Annotated in this window: 14 protein-coding genes and 1 pseudogene; 14 read left to right on the top strand and 1 reads right to left on the bottom strand. The window is 31.1% G+C overall.

What is annotated here, in order from left to right:
• From BR82_RS0104375 to BR82_RS0104310, 14 genes and pseudogenes are all read left to right on the top strand, one after another.
• The coding region (locus BR82_RS0104375; protein WP_027089182.1) for an FIVAR domain-containing protein at positions 1-396 on the top strand (396 nt) is incomplete at its 5' end.
• 209 nt (positions 397-605) lie between these two features.
• Complete coding sequence (locus BR82_RS0104370) at positions 606-1,196, top strand: rubredoxin-like domain-containing protein (protein ID WP_027089181.1); 591 nt, start codon at positions 606-608, stop codon at positions 1,194-1,196.
• Between the two features lie 306 nt (positions 1,197-1,502).
• Positions 1,503-1,772: an antirestriction protein ArdA gene (locus BR82_RS0104365; RefSeq protein ID WP_027089180.1), complete on the top strand. Its 270-nt coding sequence runs from the start codon at positions 1,503-1,505 to the stop codon at positions 1,770-1,772.
• A gap of 118 nt (positions 1,773-1,890) precedes the next feature.
• A complete protein-coding gene (locus tag BR82_RS0104360; protein WP_027089179.1) occupies positions 1,891-4,455 on the top strand; it encodes an ATP-dependent Clp protease ATP-binding subunit in 2,565 nt (854 codons plus the stop codon).
• 132 nt (positions 4,456-4,587) lie between these two features.
• Complete coding sequence (locus BR82_RS0104355; RefSeq protein ID WP_027089178.1) at positions 4,588-5,370, top strand: nitrilase-related carbon-nitrogen hydrolase; 783 nt, start codon at positions 4,588-4,590, stop codon at positions 5,368-5,370.
• 88 nt (positions 5,371-5,458) lie between these two features.
• Entirely contained in the window at positions 5,459-6,268 is an 810-nt protein-coding gene (locus BR82_RS0104350) for a YihY/virulence factor BrkB family protein (RefSeq protein ID WP_027089177.1), read from the top strand.
• A 124-nt stretch (positions 6,269-6,392) separates the two neighbouring features.
• Positions 6,393-7,133 (top strand): RsmE family RNA methyltransferase, encoded by a 741-nt coding sequence (locus BR82_RS0104345; RefSeq protein WP_027089176.1) that lies wholly within the window; start codon positions 6,393-6,395, stop codon positions 7,131-7,133.
• Entirely contained in the window at positions 7,130-7,897 is a 768-nt protein-coding gene (locus BR82_RS0104340; protein WP_027089175.1) for a hypothetical protein, read from the top strand. Before BR82_RS0104345 ends, BR82_RS0104340 begins: the two co-directional genes overlap by 4 nt.
• Positions 7,898-7,906: 9 nt before the next feature.
• On the top strand, positions 7,907-9,193 hold the full coding sequence (gene mtaB, locus BR82_RS0104335) for a tRNA (N(6)-L-threonylcarbamoyladenosine(37)-C(2))-methylthiotransferase MtaB (protein WP_027089174.1): 1,287 nt from the start codon (positions 7,907-7,909) through the stop codon (positions 9,191-9,193).
• Positions 9,193-10,653 (top strand): UDP-N-acetylmuramoyl-L-alanyl-D-glutamate--2,6-diaminopimelate ligase, encoded by a 1,461-nt coding sequence (locus BR82_RS0104330; protein ID WP_027089173.1) that lies wholly within the window; start codon positions 9,193-9,195, stop codon positions 10,651-10,653. Before mtaB ends, BR82_RS0104330 begins: the two co-directional genes overlap by 1 nt.
• The gene (gene deoC / locus BR82_RS0104325; protein WP_027089172.1) at positions 10,643-11,302 is read left to right on the top strand and encodes a deoxyribose-phosphate aldolase; all 660 of its coding nucleotides are present in this window, start codon (positions 10,643-10,645) and stop codon (positions 11,300-11,302) included. Before BR82_RS0104330 ends, deoC begins: the two co-directional genes overlap by 11 nt.
• 308 nt (positions 11,303-11,610) lie before the next feature.
• A pseudogene (locus BR82_RS17875) lies at positions 11,611-13,881 on the top strand (glycoside hydrolase family 88 protein); the annotation flags it as partial.
• Entirely contained in the window at positions 13,870-16,950 is a 3,081-nt protein-coding gene (locus tag BR82_RS17870; RefSeq protein ID WP_335324202.1) for an FIVAR domain-containing protein, read from the top strand. The pseudogene BR82_RS17875 and the gene BR82_RS17870, both read left to right, overlap by 12 nt.
• Positions 16,951-17,163: 213 nt before the next feature.
• Entirely contained in the window at positions 17,164-23,757 is a 6,594-nt protein-coding gene (locus BR82_RS0104310; RefSeq protein ID WP_027089169.1) for a family 20 glycosylhydrolase, read from the top strand.
• Positions 23,758-23,867: 110 nt separating this feature from the next.
• On the opposite strand, the gene BR82_RS0104305 is transcribed toward BR82_RS0104310, so the two are convergent.
• Positions 23,868-24,548 carry a BglG family transcription antiterminator gene (locus BR82_RS0104305; RefSeq protein WP_027089168.1) on the bottom strand — a complete coding sequence of 227 codons (681 nt, stop codon included), beginning with the start codon at positions 24,546-24,548 and terminating at the stop codon, positions 23,868-23,870.
• Between the last annotated feature and the right edge of the window lie 32 nt (positions 24,549-24,580).

The raw sequence follows: 24,580 nt of genomic DNA, 5'->3' as shown, positions 1-24,580 counted from the left end.
CAAGAAGCAGTCGATAATGCATATGCAGAATTAATAAGAGCATACTTAGACTTAAGATTGATTCCAAATAAGGATCTATTACAAGACTTAATTAATAAAGCGCAAACATTAAATGCTGCAAATTATAGTGCAAAGACATGGTCAGTGATGACAAAAGCATTAGATGAAGCTAAAGCGGTATTAGATGATCCTGAAGCAACACAGACAGAAGTCGATAATGCAAAAGAAGTTTTAGCAAAAGCAATTGCGGGATTGGAAACAAGCAATTCAGTCAAAGCCGGTGATACAACAGCAAGTGTAGCTACTGGTGATAATGTTGTTTTAAGTCCGTTAATGGGATTAGCAATGTTAGGTTTAGCTGGTTTATGGATTTGTCGTAAAAAAGAAGAATGTTAAAAATCTTAAACGGTTATGAATATTCATAACCGTTTAATTTGTAAATAAAAAAAGTTTAAATATTCTTGTATGTCATTAAATAAAGTATTAAACTACAAGAGAAATAGCTATTTTGCTATTGACATTTAAAAAAAATGAGCTATACTAATATTAGTAATTATTACTGATAATTACTAATAACTAACTTATGAATGTGGAGGAAAATTATAATGGCTAAATTTGTATGTTCAGTATGTGGTTATGTTTATGAAGGAGATGCTGCTCCTGCAGAATGTCCTGTATGTCATGTTGGTGCAGATAAGTTTAAAAAAGTAGAAGGTGAAATGAAACTTGCTGCAGAACATGATTTTGGTGTTTATGCAAAAACAGTAAAAAATAATCCTGATATTTCTGAAGAAGATAAAAAATATATCTTTGAACAATTAAAAGCTAATTTTGAAGGTGAATGTTCAGAAGTAGGTATGTATTTATGTATGGCAAGAATTGCTCATAGAGAAGGTTATCCTGAAATTGGTTTATATTGGGAAAAAGCTGCTTATGAAGAAGCAGAACATGCTGCTAAATTTGCAGAATTATTAGGTGAAGATCTAGAACCAAATATGAAAGCAACAACTAAAGATAATTTAGCTTGGCGTGTTGATTGTGAATTTGGGGCAACAGCAGGTAAAGTTGATTTAGCAACTTGTGCTAAGAAAAATAATTTAGATGCTATTCATGATACAGTTCATGAAATGGCTAGAGATGAAGCTAGACATGGAAAAGCATTACAAGGATTACTTGAAAGATATTTTGGAAAATAATTAAATAGTAATTTTGTTTTTAAAGGTACAATCATAAATTTGAATAATTTAGATTGTACTTTTTATTTGTGTCAATTTTTGCATTTCAATAATAATATAATAAATTTTTAAATACAAAAATTCAGACATCTTAGGATAAAAAATAAACTAGATCAGTTGAAAAGATTGTTTGTGATATGGCGAGTATACAAGCTGTTTAATCTTTTTCGTTTATGAAAACGATATAAAAAAAAGAGCGTTTGATAATGTGGGGGTGTACTCAGTAAATTTCTGCTGGTAATTTTCAAAATCGTTATTATATATACCTTGCGCAGACACTATGAGGAAATTGGGAAGCGTATCGGACTGAATGGCGAATACGAAGAATACGGTGTCCACGGTACAGACAATTTCCCCTGTGAAGTGTCAGAATATACCTTGATTGATGAACTCAACCGTATGTATGAAATGATGGAGGAACTTCCAGAAGATGGCAATAAACTTCTGATACTAAAAAAGAAAAAATTGGTGTCAAATTGGTGTCATACCTCAATAAAATGGCAATTTCAAAAATATTTAGAGCGTGTAAACCATTGATTTTACAGGGCATGAAAAAAATTATCAAAAAATTAGCACTCAAGTGTTGACAGTGCTAAAATAAAGTATATAATATAGTTAGCACTTAGGAAAGAGGAGTGCTAAAGGAGTGATGAACATGAACATTGAAAAATGGACTGCCAAAATGCAAGAAGCAATCCAAAAGGCAATTACGATGGCTAGTGAAAAGGGTCATCAAGTAGTAGATATAGAGCATTTTTTATTAGCGTTATTGGAAGATAGTGCTGGTATTTTATATCGTGTTTTATCAAGAAGCAATGTTGATATTGCTAGTTTGCAAAATAAGTTATTAAATAGACTTCAAAGTAAACCGGTTGTTAATAATGTAGATATAAATAGTATTCGAATTTCTTATGATTTAAATCAGTTAATAAATTTATCTGATAAACAGATGCATAAGTTTAAAGATGAGTATTTAAGTGTTGAACATTTGATTATGGCATTATTTGAATTGAATAGCTCATGGGTCAAAGATTTATTAAATGAATATCATTTGAATCGAAAAGATGTTAAGAAAGTTATTGATGAAATGCGAGGCGATAATATGGTTAATAACCAAAACCCTGAAAATCAATACGAAGTATTAGAAAAGTATGGTCGTGATTTAACTAAGGATGTCGCTGATGGTAAACTTGATCCAGTTATTGGCCGTGATGAGGAAATTCGTCGAGTAATCCAAATTTTATCACGAAAAACAAAGAATAACCCAATCTTAATTGGTGAACCAGGGGTTGGGAAAACGGCAATCGTAGAAGGTTTAGCGTGGCGAATTTTCAAAAATGACGTTCCTGTTTCTTTGCAAAATAAGACTTTATATGAGCTTGATTTAGGAGCTTTAGTAGCCGGAGCTAAATATCGTGGTGAGTTTGAAGAAAGATTAAAAGCTGTTTTAAATGAGATTAAAAAAGCTGAAGGTGAAATTATTTTATTCATCGATGAAATCCATCAATTAGTTGGTGCTGGTAAAACTGATGGGGCAATGGACGCAGCCAATTTGTTAAAACCAATGTTAGCTCGTGGTGAATTACATTGTATTGGAGCTACTACTTTGGATGAATATCGTATGTATATTGAAAAAGATGCTGCTTTAGAACGTCGTTTTCAAAAAGTTCAGGTTGATGAACCAGACCAGGATGATACAATTGCTATTTTGCGCGGATTAAAAGATTCATTTGAATCACATCATGGTGTTCAGATTACTGATAGTGCGATTATTGGGGCAGTAAATATGTCACAGCGTTATATTACAGATCGTTTTTTACCAGATAAGGCAATTGACTTAATTGATGAAGCATGTGCTTCAATTAGAATGGAGATTGATTCTTTACCAGAAGAACTAGATGCTATTACTCGTGAGAAGAATCGATTAGAAATGGAACGTATTTCAATTGAAAAAGAAGATAAAAATGAGGATAATGAAAAACGTTTAAATGAAATTAAGGCACGGATAGCTTCATTGGATGAACAGGTTAAAGGATTAAGTGATAAGTGGAAAGAAGAGAAAAAATCTTTAGATCATGTAAAAGAATTAAAAGATCAAAAGGTTCGTTTAGAAGCATTAAAGGAAAAATATCAAACTGAAGGTAATTTAGAAGAAGCTTCTAAAATCAAGTATCAGACATTACCACAAATTGAAAAAGAAATCCAGCAGTTTGAAGCTTCAAAACAAGAAGATGATCTATTACAAGAAAAAGTAACGGTTGAAACAGTAAGTGAAGTGATTGCACGCTGGACAGGAATTCCTGTTAATAAATTAATGGAATCAGAACGTGAAAAACTATTGCGATTGGATGATGCTTTAAAAGTAAGAGTAATTGGTCAAGATGATGCAATTGAAAAGGTTACTGATGCGATCCTTAGATCACGGGCCGGTATCAATGATGAAAATCGACCAATTGGAAGCTTTTTGTTCCTAGGACCTACTGGTGTTGGTAAAACTGAAGTTGCTAAATCATTAGCTGAACAATTATTTGATACCGAAAGAAATATTGTTCGTATTGATATGTCAGAATACATGGAAAAATTCAGTGTGTCTAGATTAGTTGGGGCGCCACCAGGATATGTAGGATATGAAGAAGGTGGACAATTAACAGAAGCAGTCCGGCGGCATCCATACAGCATCGTTTTATTAGATGAGATTGAAAAAGCTCATGTGGAAGTGTTTAATATTCTATTGCAAGTATTAGATGATGGTCGGATCACTGATTCTAAAGGAAATTTAGTAAGCTTTAAAAATACGATTATTATCATGACTTCAAATATCGGTTCTAATTATTTACTTGAAGGCAATAATGAGGATACTAGAAATGCTGTTGACAGTGAATTGAAAGCTCATTTCAAACCTGAATTTTTAAATCGTATCGATGAGATCGTTTACTTTAATTCACTTGATCAAAGTGTTGTTAATAAAATAATTGATAAATTTATTAAGCAATTATCAGATCGTTTAAGTGATAAAAAGATTGTCATTTCTGTTAGTGATCGTGCTAAAGCAGTAATTAGTGAACAAGGTTATGATATAACATTTGGAGCGCGTCCATTAAAGAGATTTATTCAGTCTAATATTGAAACTTTAATTGCTCGTGAAATGATTAAAGGAACGATCAAGAATGGTAGTAGCGTAATCGTAGACTATGATAATGGTTTTAAATTATTAAGTTAATAAATAACTAGTAAATGTATTCTTATCTTATAATAGATAGGAATTACATTTTACTAGTTTTTTTATGTAATAAAACATTTAACAAACTAATAATAATTTGTTATAATAATAAAAAAAGATGGGGTGATTAATATGAAAATAGCAATATCACAATTTGATATGTTTTTTGAAGATATAGAAACAAATAAAAAAGAAGTAAAAGATATTATTAAGGTTGCTAAATTAAATCATGCTGATTTAATTGTCTTTCCAGAAATGACTTTAACTGGATTTACAATGAAATGTAAAGAAATGTATGATGAAAATATCGATGATTTTTTCAAAGAATTATCACAAAAATATTTTATTAAAATTATTTATGGTGCAATTAGTAAAAAAGATGATTTATATTATAATAGTTTAATAGCAGTTGATGGGCAGAAAGAATTACTTAGATATGATAAAATTCATCCATTTTTAAAAGAAAGAAATTATTATCATTGCGGTAATGAAATTCCATGTTGTAATATCAATGGATATGATATTAGTGGTTTTATTTGTTATGATTTAAGATTTCCAGAAATCTTTCAATTAGCATCTAAAAAAAGTGATATGATCGTTGTAATTGCATCTTGGCCTAAAGAAAGAGATGAACATTGGATAACATTGTTGAAAGCTCGTGCAATTGAAAATCAATGTTATGTTTTAGGGGTGAATCGTGTTGGTCATGATCCAAATGAAAGTTATGTTGGTCATAGTGTTTTATTTGATCCATGGGGCATGCAGGTTAATGAAATGAGTGAGCAGGAAGGCTTGATCTATGTTTATATGGAACATACTTTAGTTGATCATGTAAGAAAAAATCGGAATTTAAAAAATGGTCGTAGAGAAGAATTGTATTATAAATTAATGAAAGAGTATAATGATAAATTGTAGTAAATTGAGGTAGTATTTACCTCTTTTTATTTGATGTTTTAGTATGTTCTTAAATTTATCGTTAACAATTATAGTAGGAAGGTGACATATGAGAAGATTTTATAATGTAATATTGAAATTCATTTCACCCCAAGGTAATTTATCACGCTATTCATTGAGCTTTTGTATACTATTAGCTTTGCTGCCTACTTTAATTATATTTTTAAGAATCTTTCAAAGTGATATTTTAAATTCACCGAATTTAATTGATTTACTGTATGATTATATTCCAGAGATGATTTTAGCTCCATTTATTGAATATATTTTATCTCAGGAGTATTATGGGAATCTTACTTCTTTGATAATTTCAACTGGTTTTTCAATTTATCTAGCGAGCAATGCTTTTTATTCATTTATGTTGATTTCAAAGACAGATGAAGAATTTGATACTTATATGATTTTATTGAGGGTCAAAGCAGTTGTTCTATTTGTTTTAATGATTTTAGCTATTGCTGGTTTGATTTTTATAAACTATATTATTTTAATTAATAAGCCGATTATAATGTTACTAGGATTATTGATCGTTTTTTATTATTTTTATCGTTATTTATCATTTGAAAAAAGACCTCTTTCATATGGTCTCATTGGTTCTGTGTTTACAAGCAGTTGTATTGTTTTGATTGGGGGAGGTTTTTTTTATGTTGTTGAACATTATAGCCGTTATAATACATTATATGGACCATTGGCTAGTTTGGTAATAATGGTGATTTCTATTTACTTGATTTCTAATGTTATTTATTTTGGATATTGTTTAAATCATGAGTATGGAAGATCTTTTTCTAAAAAGGTTTATAAACATCAAATATTTTATAGCATAGCCAATCAGTATATAGATAAAATAGTAAAGAGATTTAAGTAATAAAAGTAAGTATTTAGGTACTTGCTTTTATTATGATCAAAGTAATTTGGATGATTATTAATCGATATCGTTTATTACTTTTCTCAGTCGTGATTTCATGTTAGAATGGTACCGGAGGATTATTATGCAGCGATATTTTATAAATGAAGATTTAGAAAATAAAAAAGATTTGATTTTATCTGCTGATGATTTACATCATTTAAAAAATGTGATGAGAAGTAAAAATGGTGATGAAATCACTTGTATTGATATAAATGGACAAGTATATTCTTGTTTGATCGATGATGTTGAACAAGGATCGATTAAAATTATTAAAGAAATAGGTGAAAATAATGAACTGGATGTAGAAATAACTTTAATTTATGCTTTACCCAAGGGCGATAAATTTGAATTGGTCTTACAAAAAGCAACAGAATTGGGTGTGAGTCGGATAGTTCCTTTATTAACACAGCGTTGTGTAGTTAAGACAGATAAAATAAAGTTTGAAAAAAAGCTGGCTCGTTATCAAAAAATATTGAAAGAGGCTGCTCAGCAGTCAAGGAGAAATAAGATTCCCCAAATTGTAAATGTTATTAAATTGGCTGAAATCAGTGAGTATCTAGGGACATATAATTTAGTCGCTTATGAAGAAAAAGCCAAAAGAGGAGAGCATTCAGCTTTAAAACAATGCTTGGATAAATTGGAATCTAATGATAAAATAACAATTATTGTAGGTAGTGAAGGCGGTTTTGAAGAAAAAGAAATTGAGATGATGGAAGCGTTGAAAATCAGTTCATGTTCTTTAGGAAAAAGAATTTTGCGAAGTGAAACAGCGCCCTTGTATATGTTAAGCGTAATTGGTTATGCTAGGGAGATTGGTAAATGAAGATATTAGAATTGTTATATAAGTATCGTTATGAAGTGAAATTGAATAAAACTAATTTATTTTGTTTTGTTAATGATGGAAGTAAAGAGATCATCGATGAGGGATTTGATTATAAAGTAAAAAATCCTTGGGATTTGTTTGCATATGAAGTCATTTTGAAAGGAATAAGGGCTAAAAGGACGATCAATGAATGTTATAATAAATTTGTAACTAATAATTATGATTTGTTTGAACATATAAGTTATGAACAAAGACAAAAAATATTTTTTCATGATATAGAGAAAGTAACAGCTTCACTAGTTAATTTTAAAGATACTGATAGTGGAGAATACATTTATATACCTTATTTAGAATCATTTATAAATAAATACTATCTAAACGATTATTTGCTGGTGACATTAAAGCATCACAAATCTTATATAAAAAATTTTTCCAAAGAAATCGATATTTTTATTAAATTATATGGGATGCAGCCATATAGATCAGCTTTTTCTACTTTACAGTTAGTTGGTCACGACTTAGAAAATGATTATTTTTATCACGATGACTTCAAAGTAGTTTATCAATTTAATAATAAAAAACTAGTTAATGAAATTTGTTTGATCGATAAATATACCCAAGAATATCCCGATCTACAATTAATCAAGGATGTTATAACAAAAATAATCAATCAAAAAAATGATCCAGAAATTTTAGAATATTTATATGAACATAAATTTATTGGTGAAAAAACTTATAAGAAAATTATCAAAAAAATAGGATAAGGAGAATAAATGAAAACAGTAGCATTCCATACATTAGGTTGTAAAGTAAATACATATGAATCAAATGCAATGTTAAAAATATTTAACGAAGCTGGTTATCAAGAAGTTGATTTTAAAGAAGCTGCAGATGTTTATGTTATAAATACATGTACAGTTACTAATACCGGAGATAGTAAATCACGACAGATGATCCGGAAGGCAATTCGTAAAAATCCCCAGGCTACGATATGTGTAGTAGGCTGTTACAGTCAAATAGCTCCTGAAGAAATAAGACAGATTGAAGGGGTAGGGGTTGTTTTAGGTACACAATATCGAAAAGATATTGTTAAATATGTAGATGAATATATAAAAACTGGTCAGATGATAGTAAAAGTTGATAGTGTGATGAATTTAAGAAAGTTTGAAGATTTAAATATTGATCGTTTTAAAAATACTCGAGCTTTTTTAAAGATTCAGGATGGGTGTAATAATTTTTGTACATACTGCATTATTCCCTATGCTCGTGGTCGAGTTCGTTCCCGAGATAAAGATAGTGTTTTAAATCAGGCCAAACGTTTAGTAGCTAACGGTTATGTTGAAATCGTTTTGACTGGAATTCATACTGCTGGTTATGGTGAAGATCTGCAGGGATATAGTTTTTATGATTTGTTAGTTGATTTAGTAAAAATTGAAGGGCTCATGCGTTTAAGAATTTCTTCAATTGAAACTAGCCAGATCAGTGATGAGATCATTGATTTAATTGGTTCAAATGAAATAATCGTGGATCATTTACATGTTCCTTTGCAATCTGGATGTGATGCAACTTTAAAGCGGATGAATCGTAAATATACAACAGCTCAATATTTAGAAAAAATTAATAAAATACGAAGTTATTTACCTAATATTGCTTTTACTACTGATGTAATTGTTGGTTTTCCAGGGGAAACTGATGAAGAATTCGAACAGACATACAATTTTATTAAAAAAGTTAATTATAGTGAATTACATGTTTTTCCGTATTCACCACGTAAAAATACCCCAGCTGCTAAAATGAAAGATCAGGTAAAGGATCAAATAAAACATGAGCGAGCAAATCGTCTGTTAGAGCTGTCTAAAGAGTTAAATCGAAATTTTGCTTTAAAACAAATAGGGAAATCACTCAAGGTATTGTTTGAAAAACGTGAAGGTGATTATCTGATTGGTCATGCAAGTGATTATTTGAAAGTGAAAGTTAAGACAGATGCTGATTTAATTGGTGAGATCGTTGATATTAAAATTGATAAATATGATGGAATATTGGAAGGAAGTGCTGGTTAATGAAACGTTTAAATGAATTATATGATATTGATAATGATATGAAAATATATTCAATTCATAGTGATTCACGTTATGTTAAACCATATTCAATTTTCTTTTGTATTGAAGGATTAAGTGTTGATGGGCATCGATATGTTGAAGATGCGATTTTTCAAGGGGCTAAAGTAATTGTTTATTCTAAGACTTTGCCATATTATCATGATAATATTATTTATATTTTAGTAGATAATACGTTAGAGGAGTTAAATAGAGTTTCTAATATTTTTTATGATTATCCCAGCAGTAAAATGAAAATCATTGGGGTTACGGGAAGTAATGGAAAAACTATTGTCGCTTCAATGATCAAAGATGCGATGTCAAGATATTGTAATACTGGTTATATTGGAACTATTTCATTAGAATATAATGGTCGTAAAGAAGACTGCCCATATACCACCCCCGAAACTTTATATTTACAACGTAAATTATATGAGATGAATCGTGGTGGGGTAAAAGTTGTAGCAATGGAAGCATCGAGTCATGGTTTGGCTTTAGGAAGAGTCGATAGTGTAAATTTTAGTATCGCTGTAATGACTAATATTGGTGCTGAGCATTTGGATTTCCATGGTACTAGAGAGCAGTATGTTTTAGCAAAACAGAAGTTATTTGAAATGATCAAACCAGCAGATTGGGCAATTTTAAATAGTGATGATATCAATTTTTCTCAGATAAGAAATAATACTAAAGGAAAGATATTGACATATGGAATTGAAATTAATAGTGATGTCATGGCTAAAAATATTCGTTTGTATTTAGACCATAGTGAATTTGATTTATTCTTCAAAGGAAATGTTTTTCATGTTTCTTCACCAGTATTAGCTAAATTTAATATATATAATGTTTTAGCTTTAGTATGTGTTTTAATTGCTATGGGCTGTGATGATAATATGGTTTTAGAGGCTGTAAAAAATGTAAAACCAGTTGAAGGGCGAATGGAACTGATTCAAACGGAACAAAAATTTTCAGTAATTGTCGATTATTGCCAGCATATTAGTAATTATGAAGATATTTTTGAATTTGTTGAAAGTGTGCGCCAAAATCGGGGCCGACTGATTGCTGTGTTAGGTGCTCCAGGGAAACGTAATTATAAATTGCGTAAAGAATTAGGACAGGTTGCTAATAAATATTTAGATCATGTGATTTTGACCCAATTAGATGATCGTGGTGAAAATGTTTATGATATTTGTAAAACGATTCAATCTGAAATCGTTGATATTAATAGTGTGATCATTCCTTCAAGACAAATTGCAATTGAACAGGCAATTGAAATTGCTTGTAAAGATGATATTATTTTAGTTTTAGGCAAAGGACATGAAAAGTTTATCTCACTAGAAGTAGGTCATGCTGATTATCTTGGGGATAGTGTTATTGTAAAAGAAGCTATTGAACGAATATATGGAGGTAATGATGATGAATTATAATAAAATGATCGATCATACGATTTTAAAAGCTGATGCAACTAAAAAGATGGTCAAGACTGTTATTGATGAAGCAAAGTTGTATCATTTTGCTTCAGTGTGTGTTAATCCTGTCTGGGTTAGTTTTTGTGCAGAAGAGTTAGCTGATAGTGATGTTAAAGTATGCACTGTGATTGGTTTTCCATTAGGTGCTAATACCACGGCGGTAAAAGTTTTTGAAACTAAGGATGCGATTGATAATGGAGCTGATGAAATTGACATGGTAATTAATATTGGTGCTTTAAAAGATGGAAATAAACAGTTGGTTTTAGATGAAATCAAAGCAGTTGTCAAGGCAGCAGGAAATAAATGTGTAAAAGTCATTATTGAAACCTGTTTGTTGAGTGATGAAGAGATTATTTTGGCTTGTCAGTTAGCTAAAGAAGCTAAGGCAGCTTTTGTTAAAACATCGACAGGATTTTCTAGCGGTGGAGCAACAGTTAAAGATGTTGCGCTGATGAAAAAGACTGTTGGGGATGAATTAGAGGTTAAAGCTTCTGGAGGAATCCATAGTTTTGAAGAAATGGCTAGTGTAGTTAGAGCAGGTGCTTCAAGAATAGGAACTAGTGCAGGATGTAAATTAGTGAAAAAAATTGATCAAAGGGATTTTTAATTTAAGATAAGAGGTTGGTTAATGAAATCACCTCTTATTTTGCTTTATCATGCTTTTTGTTATTAACGGATTTAAGATTAAAAATAGACAATAAGTCATATTTTTAACCTTATTTATTAAAAAACATAAAATATTTTTTAATAAATATAAATATAATAGAGAAAAATAATCTATAATTATTAAAGAAAGGGCTTACATAAATGATTGGGACAAATTATATAGGCTCTGCATAAATCAACTGGAGGTGAAATAAAAACAGATAATAAATAGTTATAGTTAAAAATCAAAGAAGGGAAATAGGTAAAAGTATGAAGATAATAAAAAAAACATTCTTAGTTATCGTAACTATTGCAATGGTTTTTACATCAACTGAAGTTAATGCCCTTAGTATTTTAAATGCACAAACCGATGATACTGCTGCAACTTCAGATACAGATGTAAAAATTGAATTAATTCAAAATAATACAGTCGTAGAAACTGGGACAAATGTGTTAACACACACAAGAAACTATACTCGCTCAAGTACGAAAACCAATGGGGATGAAATTGTTATCACTGCTCCTGAGGGAGTACACTATTTAATGGTGCAATTAGATAAATATTGTGGAGTACCAAATTATACGGGAATGCTGGAAGAAGAACGGGTAGAAGGTAGTAGCAAACCAGCAAATATGTCAGCAGTTGAATATGGAGAAACTTTGGTATATTTGGTAAATAATGAATTTCATTTTGTTATTCCAGGTTTAACTGGAACAGATGCGGGAGGAACTACTTTAGGTGGTGGAAACTGGCCTTATGATTCACGCGCATTTTCAACATCGGGAAATACAGAAAAAGTAATTACAGCAAGAGTTGCCACAGAAGAAGAAATTAATCAACGGCGAAATCTTGCTTTAAATCCTTTTGATTTACATGGAAATGATAATGGACTTACAAGTCCCAACCAAAAAGGAGATATCAATGTATTCCCTCATGCTTATGCAAATCGAACAACTGATAATAAACGTGAATTTGAAGCTCGTAATGCAATTGACGGATTTGAATACAATTCATCACATGTAGGGTTCCCTTATCAAGCTTGGGGTTGTGGAAATGAAGCAGCTGATTCAGAATTTTCTATTTTATTTGGACGTTATGTTGAAATCGATCAAATTGATATTACTGTAAGAGCCCAATGGAATCCACCACAACCCAATAATGCTAATGACCATGATATAAATTGGCCAAGTGCTACATTAGAATTTTCAGATGGAACAGAAATGCCAATAACTTTAGAAAAATTAGCTTCACCACAAACAATTAAATTACCTGAAAAGAAAGTAGTTTCATGGGTTCGTTTAAAAGATCTTCCCGTTAGTGAAGAGACAATTCCTGTAGATGGACGTAAGAAATTTTCAGCTTTAACGGAATTTAAAGTTTGGGGAACAGAAATTGATAATTCTAGTGTTGATTTACCATCTGCAGAATCTTTAGTAGATTTAGCTAAAAAAGTAAATGATTACTGGATCAAAACAGGTGGAAATACTGGAAATGATGCAACTAATTATAATCATGGACATTCAGTGACTAGTGAATTTTGGGCTCCATCAGTATTTTATACTGGAAATATGGAAGCTTATTATTTAACAGGTGATGAAAATTATACCGATTATGCTAACCGCTGGGGAAGTAATAATATTTATAATAATACTGCATGGAATACAAAAGCAGATAGTGGAAGAACTGGAAAATATTTTCCTGATAATCATACTAGTTTTCAGACTTATTTAGATATGTACGCAATAACTGCTGAAGGTGGCTTTGATGCAAGTGATGAAAAGATTCAAAATGTAGTTCCAGTTATGAATGAAATGGAACAAATGAGTATTAGTGATTTAAAAAATAAAAATGGTTATTGGGACAGGATAGATTTCTTTTATATGGAATTACCAAACTGGACTAAAATGTATCTTTTGACTGGAGAAGATAAGTGGCTGGATAAACTAAGAGCTTTATATGATGATCGTAAAGCTGAACTTTATGATGAAGAAACTGGTTTATTCTATCGAGATAAAAATTATGTATATGATCCTAATGCAACTTATAATCCAGATAGTAATGGAAATAATCAAAAGATCAGCCCTAATGGTAAAAAAATTCTTTGGTCTCGTGGAAATGGCTGGGCAATAGCAGCTTTAACAAAAATTTTACAAGATCTACCAGACGATCGAATTGATGATCGTAAAGAATATGAAACTGTATTTAAAAAAATGGCAGCAACATTGATTTAGGTTCAAGGTGAAGATGGATTCTGGAGAATGAATCTAGATGATTATGATCATGATATTCGCCCAGAAACTAGTGGCACGGTTTTCTTTGCATATGCTCTAGCATGGGGAATTAATAATGGTCTTTTAGACAAAGAAACTTATTATCCAGCAGTGAAAAAAGCATTTTTAGGATTGAATGCAAATGCTATTCGTCCTGATGGATTAGTTGGACGTTCTGAATTAATTAGTGCTTATCCTAATCCAAGTTGTTCTTTAGGAATTGGATCTTCACAAAGTTATGCGCCTGCAGCAACAGTTATGTTTCTTTCTGAGTTATCTAAATTAGTTGAACAAGGATATGTAACTGATGATGTAGAACCAGCGTTAAATAAAAAAATGATTGGTAGTATTGCAGTAAAAGAAGATTCAAAATATGCAGTAGTAAATTCTCGAGTTAGGGAATTAGTTGGGGGAACTGAATTAACGACAATTAAACAGGATAATAAAATTTATGTACCAAAAGATTTTGTTCAAGAAGTCTATGGTGAAGATATAGCTAATGAAATTACTGATGCCATAGTTAATGGTGGAGTATCATATGTGGCATTAGATGGCATTATTTTAGAAGGAAGTAATCGAAAATTATCTAGTATAGCTAATGGCATTTCGATTATTAGTTATAAAACAGAGTTATTTAATCCAACTATAGATTCTAAGTTGATTGATTTGTTGAATACTGGATTAACTGATGGTAAATATCCAGAACGTCCAGACTATGAAATTAGATTTAATTATACAACACCAGTAGAAGTGCCAAAACCTGCGGCTGATGCTCTCATTTCTACTGAGGCAAGTACTTCAGGAGCTATATCTGCTAGTAGATTAATTGGACCAAATACAGAAAGTTCAGTAAATGTCGAATTTGATATGATAACAACTTTAACACCAAGTCAAACAAATGCAATCGTAGGACTTGGAAGTAGTGATTCTAATTATGGTGCATACTCACAAGTACCAATTATTATTAGAATGTATAAAGATGGAAGTATTGGTGCTTATAATGGTACTGGCTATGTACAAAGTGGTTTTAAATTTACTCAGAATGAAAAATATCATTTTCGTGTATCAATTGATCTAGAGACTCAAAAATATAGTGTTTTTGTTACTGCACCTGATCAAGAAGAAACAATGATTGCCGAAAATTATGCATTCCGTAAAACTGCTCAAGTACCTAGTGAAATTGGAAAAATTTATCTATTTAATAATGATCAGGCAGCCGGTAAGTACTGGTTAGAAGACATTTATTTAGGTGAACATTTAGCCCCATCAAAAGAAGCGCTGATATCTACAGTGTCAGATACTAATGGAGCTATATCTGCTAGTAAACAACTTGGACCAAGTACAGGAAGTTTAGTAAATGTCGAATTTGATATGATAACAACTTTAATGCCAAGTCAAACAAATGCAATCGTAGGACTTGGAAGTAGTGATTCTAATTATGGTGCGTATTCACAAGTACCGATTATTATTAGAATGTATAAGGATGGATGCTTTGGCGTTTATAATGGTACTGGGTATTACCAAAGTAGTATTAAATTTACACAAAAGGAAATGTATCATCTTCGTGTATCCGTTGATTTAAAAGCTCAAAAATATAGTGTTTTTGTTACTGTACCTGATCAAGAAGAGACAATGATCGCTGATAATCTGACATTCCGTAAAACTGCTCAAGTACCTAGTGAAATTGGAAAAATCTATCTATTTAATAATGATCAAGAAGCAGGAAAATATTGGTTAGATAATATATCTTTGGAATCAAAAGTTACTGATGTCAATAAGGGTGCTTTACAGGAATTAATTGATGAAGTAGAAGAATTAGATGAAAATAATTATACAGCTGCTTCATGGCAGACGTTGCAAGAAGCTTTAATTGCAGCTAAAGAAGTAAATGATAATGTTAATGCGATTCAAGAAGAAATTGATGAAGCCTGCACTATTTTACAAGCTGCAAAAGATAATTTAGTAGAAAAAGGAACTATAGCTACTGATAAATTAGCGTTATCAATAGCTGTAGATTTGGCAAGTAATGTAACTGAAGAACAATTAGATAAAGTAGTGCCAGCAGTAGTAAATGAATTCAATGCAGCACTAGCGGAAGCTAAAACAATTTTAGCTGATGATAATGCAGCTCAGGAAACAGTCAACGCTTCATTTACCCGATTATCGCTAGCTATGCATATGTTGGAATTTGAAAAAGGCGATAAAACAGCTTTGCAGGAATTAATTGAAACAGCTAATAAGTTAGTAGAAAATAATTATACAGCTGCTTCATGGCAAGGGTTAAATGAAGCATTACAAAATGCAATAGATGTAAATGATAATATTAATGCAATGCAAGAAGAAGTCGATGATGCTTATGAAGCATTACAAGAGGCAATGAATAACTTAGTTGAAGCTGAAGAAGTAAATAAAACATATTTAACAACATTGGTAAATTATATTTTAGGATTGGATTCAGACAAGTATGTAACGCAAACCTGGGAAGCGATGGTACCAGTCTTAGAAAAAGCTCAGGAAGTCTTAGCAAATGAAGAAGCAACACAAATAGAAGTAGATAATATATATTTAGAATTAATAAATGCATTCTTGCAGTTAAGATTAAAGACAGAAGCAGTAGACAAAACAACGTTAGAAGTATTGATCAAAGAAGCAGAAACATATCAGGAAAAAGATTTCACTAACATTTCATGGCAGACACTACAGGAAGCATTAGAGATAGCTAGGGAAGTAATGGACAATGAAACAGCTAATCAACAGGAAGTCGATGAAGCTTGTACAATGTTGCAAGAAGCAATAAATAACTTAGTTGTAAGAGCAGATAAAACATTATTGGAAGCAATGGTAAATAAAATCTCGGGATTACAAGAAAATAAATATACAGAATCATCATGGCAGGCAATGATACCAGTCTTAGAAAAAGCCCAGGAAGTCTTAGTGAATGAAGAAGCTAGTCAATTAGAGGTAGATAGTGCGTTAGAAGGATTAACAAAAGTATACTTAGACTTAAGATTAAAACCAAATAAAGATTTGTTAAATGATTTAATCAAACTGGCAAATGAATCAAATAAAGCAAGTTATAGTGCAAAGACATGGAATGCAGTAGAAAAAGCATTAGCGAAAGCTGTCATAGTATTAAATGATCCAGAAGCCAGCCAGGCAGAGGTGGATGATGCTTCATATGCACTAGCAAAGGCTATGGCAAAATTACAGGAAGTAAATATTGTTAAAACTGAAGCTGCAGTAAGTGTAGCTACTGGTGATAATGCAGCAGTTTATGAATTATTTGCTTGTAGTGCTTTATTAAGTTTGATGTTTATATTAAAAAAAGTAAAATTTTGATGTAATTAATTAAATTGTCTAGACAATTTAATTAATAGAAATTATAATTAAAGTAATAGAGGATTGTTACTTTAATTAGGCAAGACCAGAAACTAAATGTTTTTAGTCTTGCCTTTTAATTTTTGATTATTAACAGTAAATCACTGTTTTAATAATAAATAAAAAAAGAGGAGGTGAAATAAAACTTAATGGATGTATGAAAGGAGGATAGAAATGAAAAAAATAATTAAAATTATTTTAAGTACATTCATTATTTTTGCTTCTATATCAATTTATGTTGTCCATGGTGAAGATAATGATCTTGAGGGTAAGGGAACTAATGATGATCCGTATTTAATTAGTTCGAAAGAAGACTTAATTAAAATGTCTTCACTTGTAAATAATGGAGATGGTTATTTAAATGCTCATTATAAATTGACAACAAATATTGATATGACAGAAATTGATTTTGCACCGATCGGAAGTACAAGCGGTTTTTCTGGGGTTCTTGATGGAAGTGGTTATGCAATTTCTAATTTAGTAATCAATAGTACTGGTGATCAGATTGGATTGATTAGCTTTTTAAATGGGGGAACAGTAAAAAATTTAGGAATTGAAAGCGGTGTGATTACTGGTGGCAATAGAACTGGTGCTCTTGTTGGAAGAACGATGTATGCAAATATCATTAATTGTTACAGTAAAGCAGATGTAAACGGGAAAAATGATGTTGGTGGAATAGTTGGGATGTTTAATAATTCCACGATGTTAAATTGTTATGTTTGGGGAGAAATAAATAGTAGTGGAGTAACAGCTGGGGGAATAGTTGGTGGTGCTAATCGCAGTATTGATCCGGCAACACCAACAGTGTTAAAAAATTGTTACAGTTTAGCTACAGTTACTGGTCAACAATATGCAGGTAGTGCAATTGGTTATGATGAAAGTGTTGCTGGAGCTAGTTATGAAATTACCATGAGTAGTATTTATTATGATAGTTCGGTAACAGGAATTGGTAATAGCAGTCATTCAGGTGTAAACGGTATAGAGACAGCTGCTTTTCAAGATGGACGTTTACTAGAAGCTTTAAACAGTGGCTGTGAAGAAGAATATAGTCCATGGGTCAAAGGTGCACTAGGATATCCAGAATTTAATGATGGTATGTCTGAATGTGGTTTGATCGGGCAAGGGACTAAAGATGTTCCATATTTAATCAAAACTCCTGAAGATCTAGTATTAATGTCACAAATCATTAATGATGATGCATTATATGGTGATGCTTATTATAAATTAACTAGTGATATTGATATGAATGAAATTGATTTTCAGCCGATTACTCGTTTTAGTGGGGTTTTAGATGGTGATCAGTATTGTCTTTTGAATCTAAATATCAATAAACCTGATTTAGAAAATGTAGGTTTAATAGGTTTTTTAGATGGTGGAACAATTAAAAACCTTGGAATTGAAAGTGGAACTGTTATTGGCGGTAATCACACTGGCGCTTTAGTGGGAAAAACAATGCAGGCAACGATTTTAAATTGTTATTCTAAAGCCAATGTTGAAGGTGCTAATGATACCGGTGGAATAGTTGGAATGTTTAATAATTCGACGATGTTAAATTGTTATGTTTGGGGAAATATTAGTGGTAAAATAACTGTTGGCGGCATTGTTGGAAGTGCTAATCGTAGTATTGATCCAGAGTTTATGGCAACTATAGATAATTGTTATAGTCGTGCTGTTGTTAGTGGTGATCAGCATGTAGGAGTTATTGCTGGTTATGATGAAGGCGCGGTTAGTGATAATTATCAAATTACCATGAGTAATCTTTATTATGAACAGAGTCAAATAGCTATTGGAAATAACAATAATCGTACTGGTTTGATTCCAATTGATTTAGAAGAATTTAGTAATGGTGATTTGATTATAAAATTAAATAATAATTTAGCTGCTGATTATTTTACATGGCTTGAAGATAACAGTGGATATCCGGGATTTAGAGGAAAGGTTTTTATTAAAACGACTTTATCAGGACATGGTAGTTTAGAGGATCCTTATTTGATCAAGACGGTTGATGATTTAAAGGAAATGGAAAGGGTCGTTAATATAGCCACGGAATTTTCAACAGCTTATTATCAGTTAAAAGCAAATCTTGATTTGAAAGGAATTGAATTTAATGGTTTTAGCTCTATTATTCCTTTTAAAGGAACTTTTGATGGTGATGGACATGTTATCAAAAATATTAATATTAAAGTAGATAATGGCCAAAATATTGGATTATTCCATCAAGTTGAAGGAGGCACAATTAAAAACCTGGGAATTGATAGTGGTAAAGTTGAAGGTGGATATAAAGTTGGAGCATTGATTGGGCGAAGTATGCAGGCAACGATTTTAAATTGTTATAACAATGCAACGATAAAAGGTTTTGAAGATGTTGGTGGAATCGTAGGAATGTTAAATAATTCTGATCTTTTAAACAGCTACAATAATGGTGTTGTCAGTGGTTCTAAATCATTAGGTGGTTTGGCAGGTTCTATTTGTCGTAGTCTTAATCCAACAGTAGCAGCAAATATAATTAATTCTTATAATTTAGGACGAGTTCATTGGGGAACTTATTCAGGTAAAATAGGCGGCTTTATTGAACAAGATGACAATCTTGCAAATTATGATCATCTTTATTACAATCAAGAAAATTTACCTGATGTTGCAATTGGAAATCTTGTCACAGTTTCAACTATTACAGGAATGAAAAAAACTGAGATGATGAGTCAAAGTTTTGTTGATACATTGAATCAATATCGTCAAGAAAATTATAGTGAATGGAAATTAGGAACAGATAATGTAGCGAGATTAGCTATTTTTGATGATGCTAATGAATTAGAAAAGTTTATGGCTGGTATTAAAAATGAGCCTGAAATTATAGATGATCAGTTAGTTTTACCAAAATCAGATGATAATCGCTATCAAGCTGTATTATTTGGTTCAAGTAATGAACAAGTTGTTGATTTAAATGGCCATGTTTATCAGCCTTTAACAAAGCAAAAAGTATATTTGATTTATAATATTTTAGATACTTTGAGCAATGAAATAGTATGCCAGCTTGATCGTAATATAACAGTTACAGTTACTGGTAAATATAGTGATACAGGTACTAATAAAATGCCAAATGTTGTTCCTGGTCTTCAAGAATGGTATGGTTTAGATGGTGATTTTAAACTTGAAAACGGAGCTCGGATCATTTATGAAGATCAAATGGCAAAAACAAGTGCCAAAATGCTGCAAATGTATTTAACTGAAATGATAGGAGTAACATTAGAAGTAAGCGAAGGTGCCTCTGTAAGTGGTGATATCGTTATTAAATATACACCAGATAAATTAAATGAACTAGGTGATGAAGGATACTATATTAATATTGGTGACCAGGTTGTAATTAGTGCACCTAGTGATACGGGAATGCTTTATGGTGGCGTTTCTATTGCTCAGATTTTATATCAAGATGAAGATCATAATACAATTCCAATGGGAATTATTCGTGATTATCCACAATATTCTGTTCGTGGTGGAATGCTTGATGTGGCTAGACGTTATTTTGATTTAGATTACATTGAAGAGATGGGTAAATATATGGCCTGGTTTAAAATGAATACATTCCATCTTCATATTAATGAAGATAGTGGACTTGGTGGCGAGTATAGTTCTTCATTTGTAGTAGAAAGTAAAAAATATCCGGTCTTGAATACATATAATTTAGAAAATGGCAATTATGTATGGTCACAAGATGATTATCGTCAGATGCAAAAGAACTTGAAACAATTTGGTGTTAATGTTATTACTGAAATTGATTCACCTGGACATGCAACGATTTTTAATTTAATTGATCCAGAAATAGTTAACGGCTCTAATTTTGATTTAAGTAATCACTACGATGAATGTTTAGATTTGATCAGTAGTGTTTTTGATGAATTTTTAGATGGTGATGATCCGGTATTCCAAAGTGCTGCTGTTCATATTGGAACTGATGAATCATCTAATACAAACGAAAATATGCGTCGTTACATTAATGATTTAGCTCAATATTGTCTATCAAAAGATAATATTGATAAGGTCTATTTTTGGGGTAATCTTTCTGTTTATTATGGGGCTAATGAAATTGATTCTAAGAATGTTGTTAATCAAATTTGGGATTCTGCTGATCAGCGGGTTGAACAAGCTTTAGCAGATGGTTTTGAAATCATCAATTCAACTTCTAATAGCATGTATTTGATTCCAGGTAATAGTAATGGTCTGCATAATGGTTATGTAGATATGGCAACTTTCTATGATACATGGAGAGGATGCAGTGATTTTGATACCCATCGAATTGGTAATCCGACTTATATAGCTTCACGTAATTATTATGCTCAATATGATTTGTTACGGGGAAATCCGCAAATCATTGGAACGCTTTTCTGTAATTGGAATGATCGTTCTTGGGCTAATGATTTTGATGTTTTGGATCTCGTTTTATCTTATATCGGTGTAATTAGTGAAAAGAGCTGGTATGGTGATGATGATCGTTTTGAAAGCGGCAATGATTTTGTAGCAGCATTTGAACAAGTTGGTGACTATGCCCCTGGTGCTAATCCAAGAAAGTATGTGGCTACAAATTCAAGTATTATCGCTAAATATGATTTTGAAGAAATGACTGATCTGAAAATTAGTGATCTAGAAAATAGTTATGATGCTCAAGTACAAGCTGCTGATCTTGCAACAATGAATGAAGGATATCTTAATGGAAAAGTATTACAGCTTAAACCACAAAGTAATCTTTCTTTACCGTTTGCAAGTGTTGGTTATCCTTATACAGTCAATTTTGATTTATATTTAAATGGCACACAAAGTGATGATGCTGTGTTATTTACTGATGATTTTTGTACGTTCTATTTGAATTATCAAAATAATGGCGTTAGTTTTAAAGTTGGTAAATATATTTATACATACAATGTTGATTTACCACTAGATGAATGGTTAAATATTACTTTAACAAGTACATATATTCATGGTGTTAATGCAACAACATTATTAAAAATTGATGGTATTACTTATAATCCTACTTTAATTGAAGGACCTGCGAGTGTTTCATCACATTCAGCAACATCATATTTACCAGCAAATAAAATGTTTAACGGTATTAATGGTTATTTAGATAATTTAACAATTGGAAATAAATATAATCAGAATCTTGATTCATCTTTAGAATATGAATTTACAGGTGCAGGAACTGTTGAGAATCCATATTTAATTAACTCAGAAAAAGAATTATTATTGTTTGCAAGTGAAATCAATAGTGGGGAAAAGATGCAATCATATTTTAAATTAACTAATGATTTAGATATGCAAAATTATAAATATACACCAGCAGCTGTATTCAATGGTGTTTTTGATGGTGATGGACATACGATTTCTAATTTAACGATAAATCAGCCACAAGGAGAAAATGTTGGATTGATTGGTTTATTAGAACGCGGAACGATTAAAAATGTTGAGCTCAGAAATGCTGATATAATTGGTAAAGCTAAAGTTGGCGGATTAGTTGGACGAACGATGTATGCGACAATTATAAATTGTGGTGTTGAAGCTAATGTTAGCGGCAGCAATGATACAGGTGGAATCGTCGGAATGTTTAATAATTCAACGATGGTTAATTGTTATGCATGGAGTGAAGTAGTAGGAACAGTAGAAACAGCAGGTGGTTTAGTTGGTGCAGCTAATCGCAGTATTGATCCTAACACACCAACTATCATTAAGAATTGTTATGTTAAAGCTGATGTAACAGCACCTCGATTTAGTGGTGTAGTGGCCGGATATGATGAATCTGTTGCAGGTGAATCATATCAAGTTACTTATCAAAATATTTATTATGAAAGTGGTAAGGCTGGTTTTGGAAATACAAATAATTTTGAAGATTTAAATAGCTTAAATCTTAATCAGTTTACAGATGGAACATTATTAAACGAATTGAATGCTAATTTAGATACTGAATATTGTGCATGGATAAGTGGTGAAAATAATTATCCAGTATTTAAAAATATTGTTGAAACTGATAAATTAGCTTTACAAATTGCTATTGAAATGGCGGAAAAAGCTGATTTAGAAAATGTTGTACCAGCCGTAGTAACTGAATTTAATGAAGCTTTAACAAACGCTAAAGAAGTATATAGTAATGAAAAAGCTACACAAGTTGAAGTAGATAGTGCTTTTGATCGACTAGCAAATGTAATGCAGATGTTGGAATTCTATCAAGGTGATAAAACAGCATTACAAAAACAAGTAGATGATATCAATGCTTTAGATGAAAGTAAATATATCGAATCATCATGGCAGGCAATGTTACCAGTATTGGATAAAGCAAATGCAGTTTTAGCCGACGAAAATGCAATGCAGGCTGAAGTCGATGAAGTATTTGTCAAATTAGTCAAAGCCTTCTTAAATTTAAGATTAAAACCAAATAAAGATTTATTACAGGAACTAATCAATCAGGCAGAAGCGTTGAATAGTGCTAATTATAGTGCTGAGTCATGGGCAGTAGTAACAGATGCTTTAAATGAAGCCAAAGCAGTATTAGAAGATCCAGAAGCAAGTCAAGAACAGGTAGATAATGCCAAGGATGTTTTAACAAAAGCGATTGCTGGACTAATAGCTAATGAAGTAGATACTAATACAGCGGTAAATGCAGGAGATACAATAGTGGCAGTAGATACTGGTGATGCAACAAATATAATATATTTGTTTGCAGGGTTAGCATTAGCTTCGATAATATTTTATAAAAGTAAAAAAAGAAGTATAAATAAATTGTAATATAAAGATAGTTTGAATTTTATATTGAAGAGTTAGAATAAAAAAAGACAATATTGCCAGGTGTTTGGTTTATTGTCTTTTTCATTATCATATTGAATTTATAATGATGATTAATTGTTGATTCGATTATTTGCAACTACAAAGTGAAGGGCAATAAAGGCAAGTTCATCGTCATTAAATGATAAATTTGTTTCATGATTGATAACATTGTTTAAAATTCTACTATAATTATATTCTTCGTTGTGGCGTTCTATGATTTTATCTTTTAATGGATTTTCAATAGTTTGTCCTTGGGATAATCTCTCTATTGCTGGTTCTAGATGTAAACCAATAGCAATTAATAATTTATCATCTTTTCTAAAGTCTTTGTGATACTCTTGATAAATTAAAGTCATTGCTTCATTAATGATTTTAAAAACTTTATTATCTAGTAAGTCAAATCCAGAATTGACTTCTAAATCTAATTTTTGATTTTTAGATAAATGCATTGAAACTAAAGATACCTCATCTTCAGGAAATTCAATTTCAAATTTTTTTGCGAGGCGATCGCATAGCATCTTTGCATAAGGATAACTATATTCTTGTTTGTATGATGCGATTTGTCCATTGCTTAAGGGAATGTAGTTGTTTGATTTTATTCTTATAATCGCAATGCTTAGATGAATTGATAAATTATTGATTGAATTAGTTGAAAGAAATAAATCAAAATCATTAGCGGTATTTTTTATAATATCAATTACAATAGTTTTAATTTGATCAAAATCAGCATCTGTGTTGAATGTTAAATTCATTATTTTACCTCCTGATAACTTTAGATAATACT

Source organism: Thomasclavelia saccharogumia DSM 17460 (assembly GCF_000686665.1).
Lineage (GTDB): Bacteria > Bacillota_I > Bacilli_A > Erysipelotrichales > Coprobacillaceae > Thomasclavelia > Thomasclavelia saccharogumia.
The sequence above is the reverse complement of the archived record's forward strand: the minus strand, read 5'-3'. Positions and strand labels throughout refer to the sequence as shown.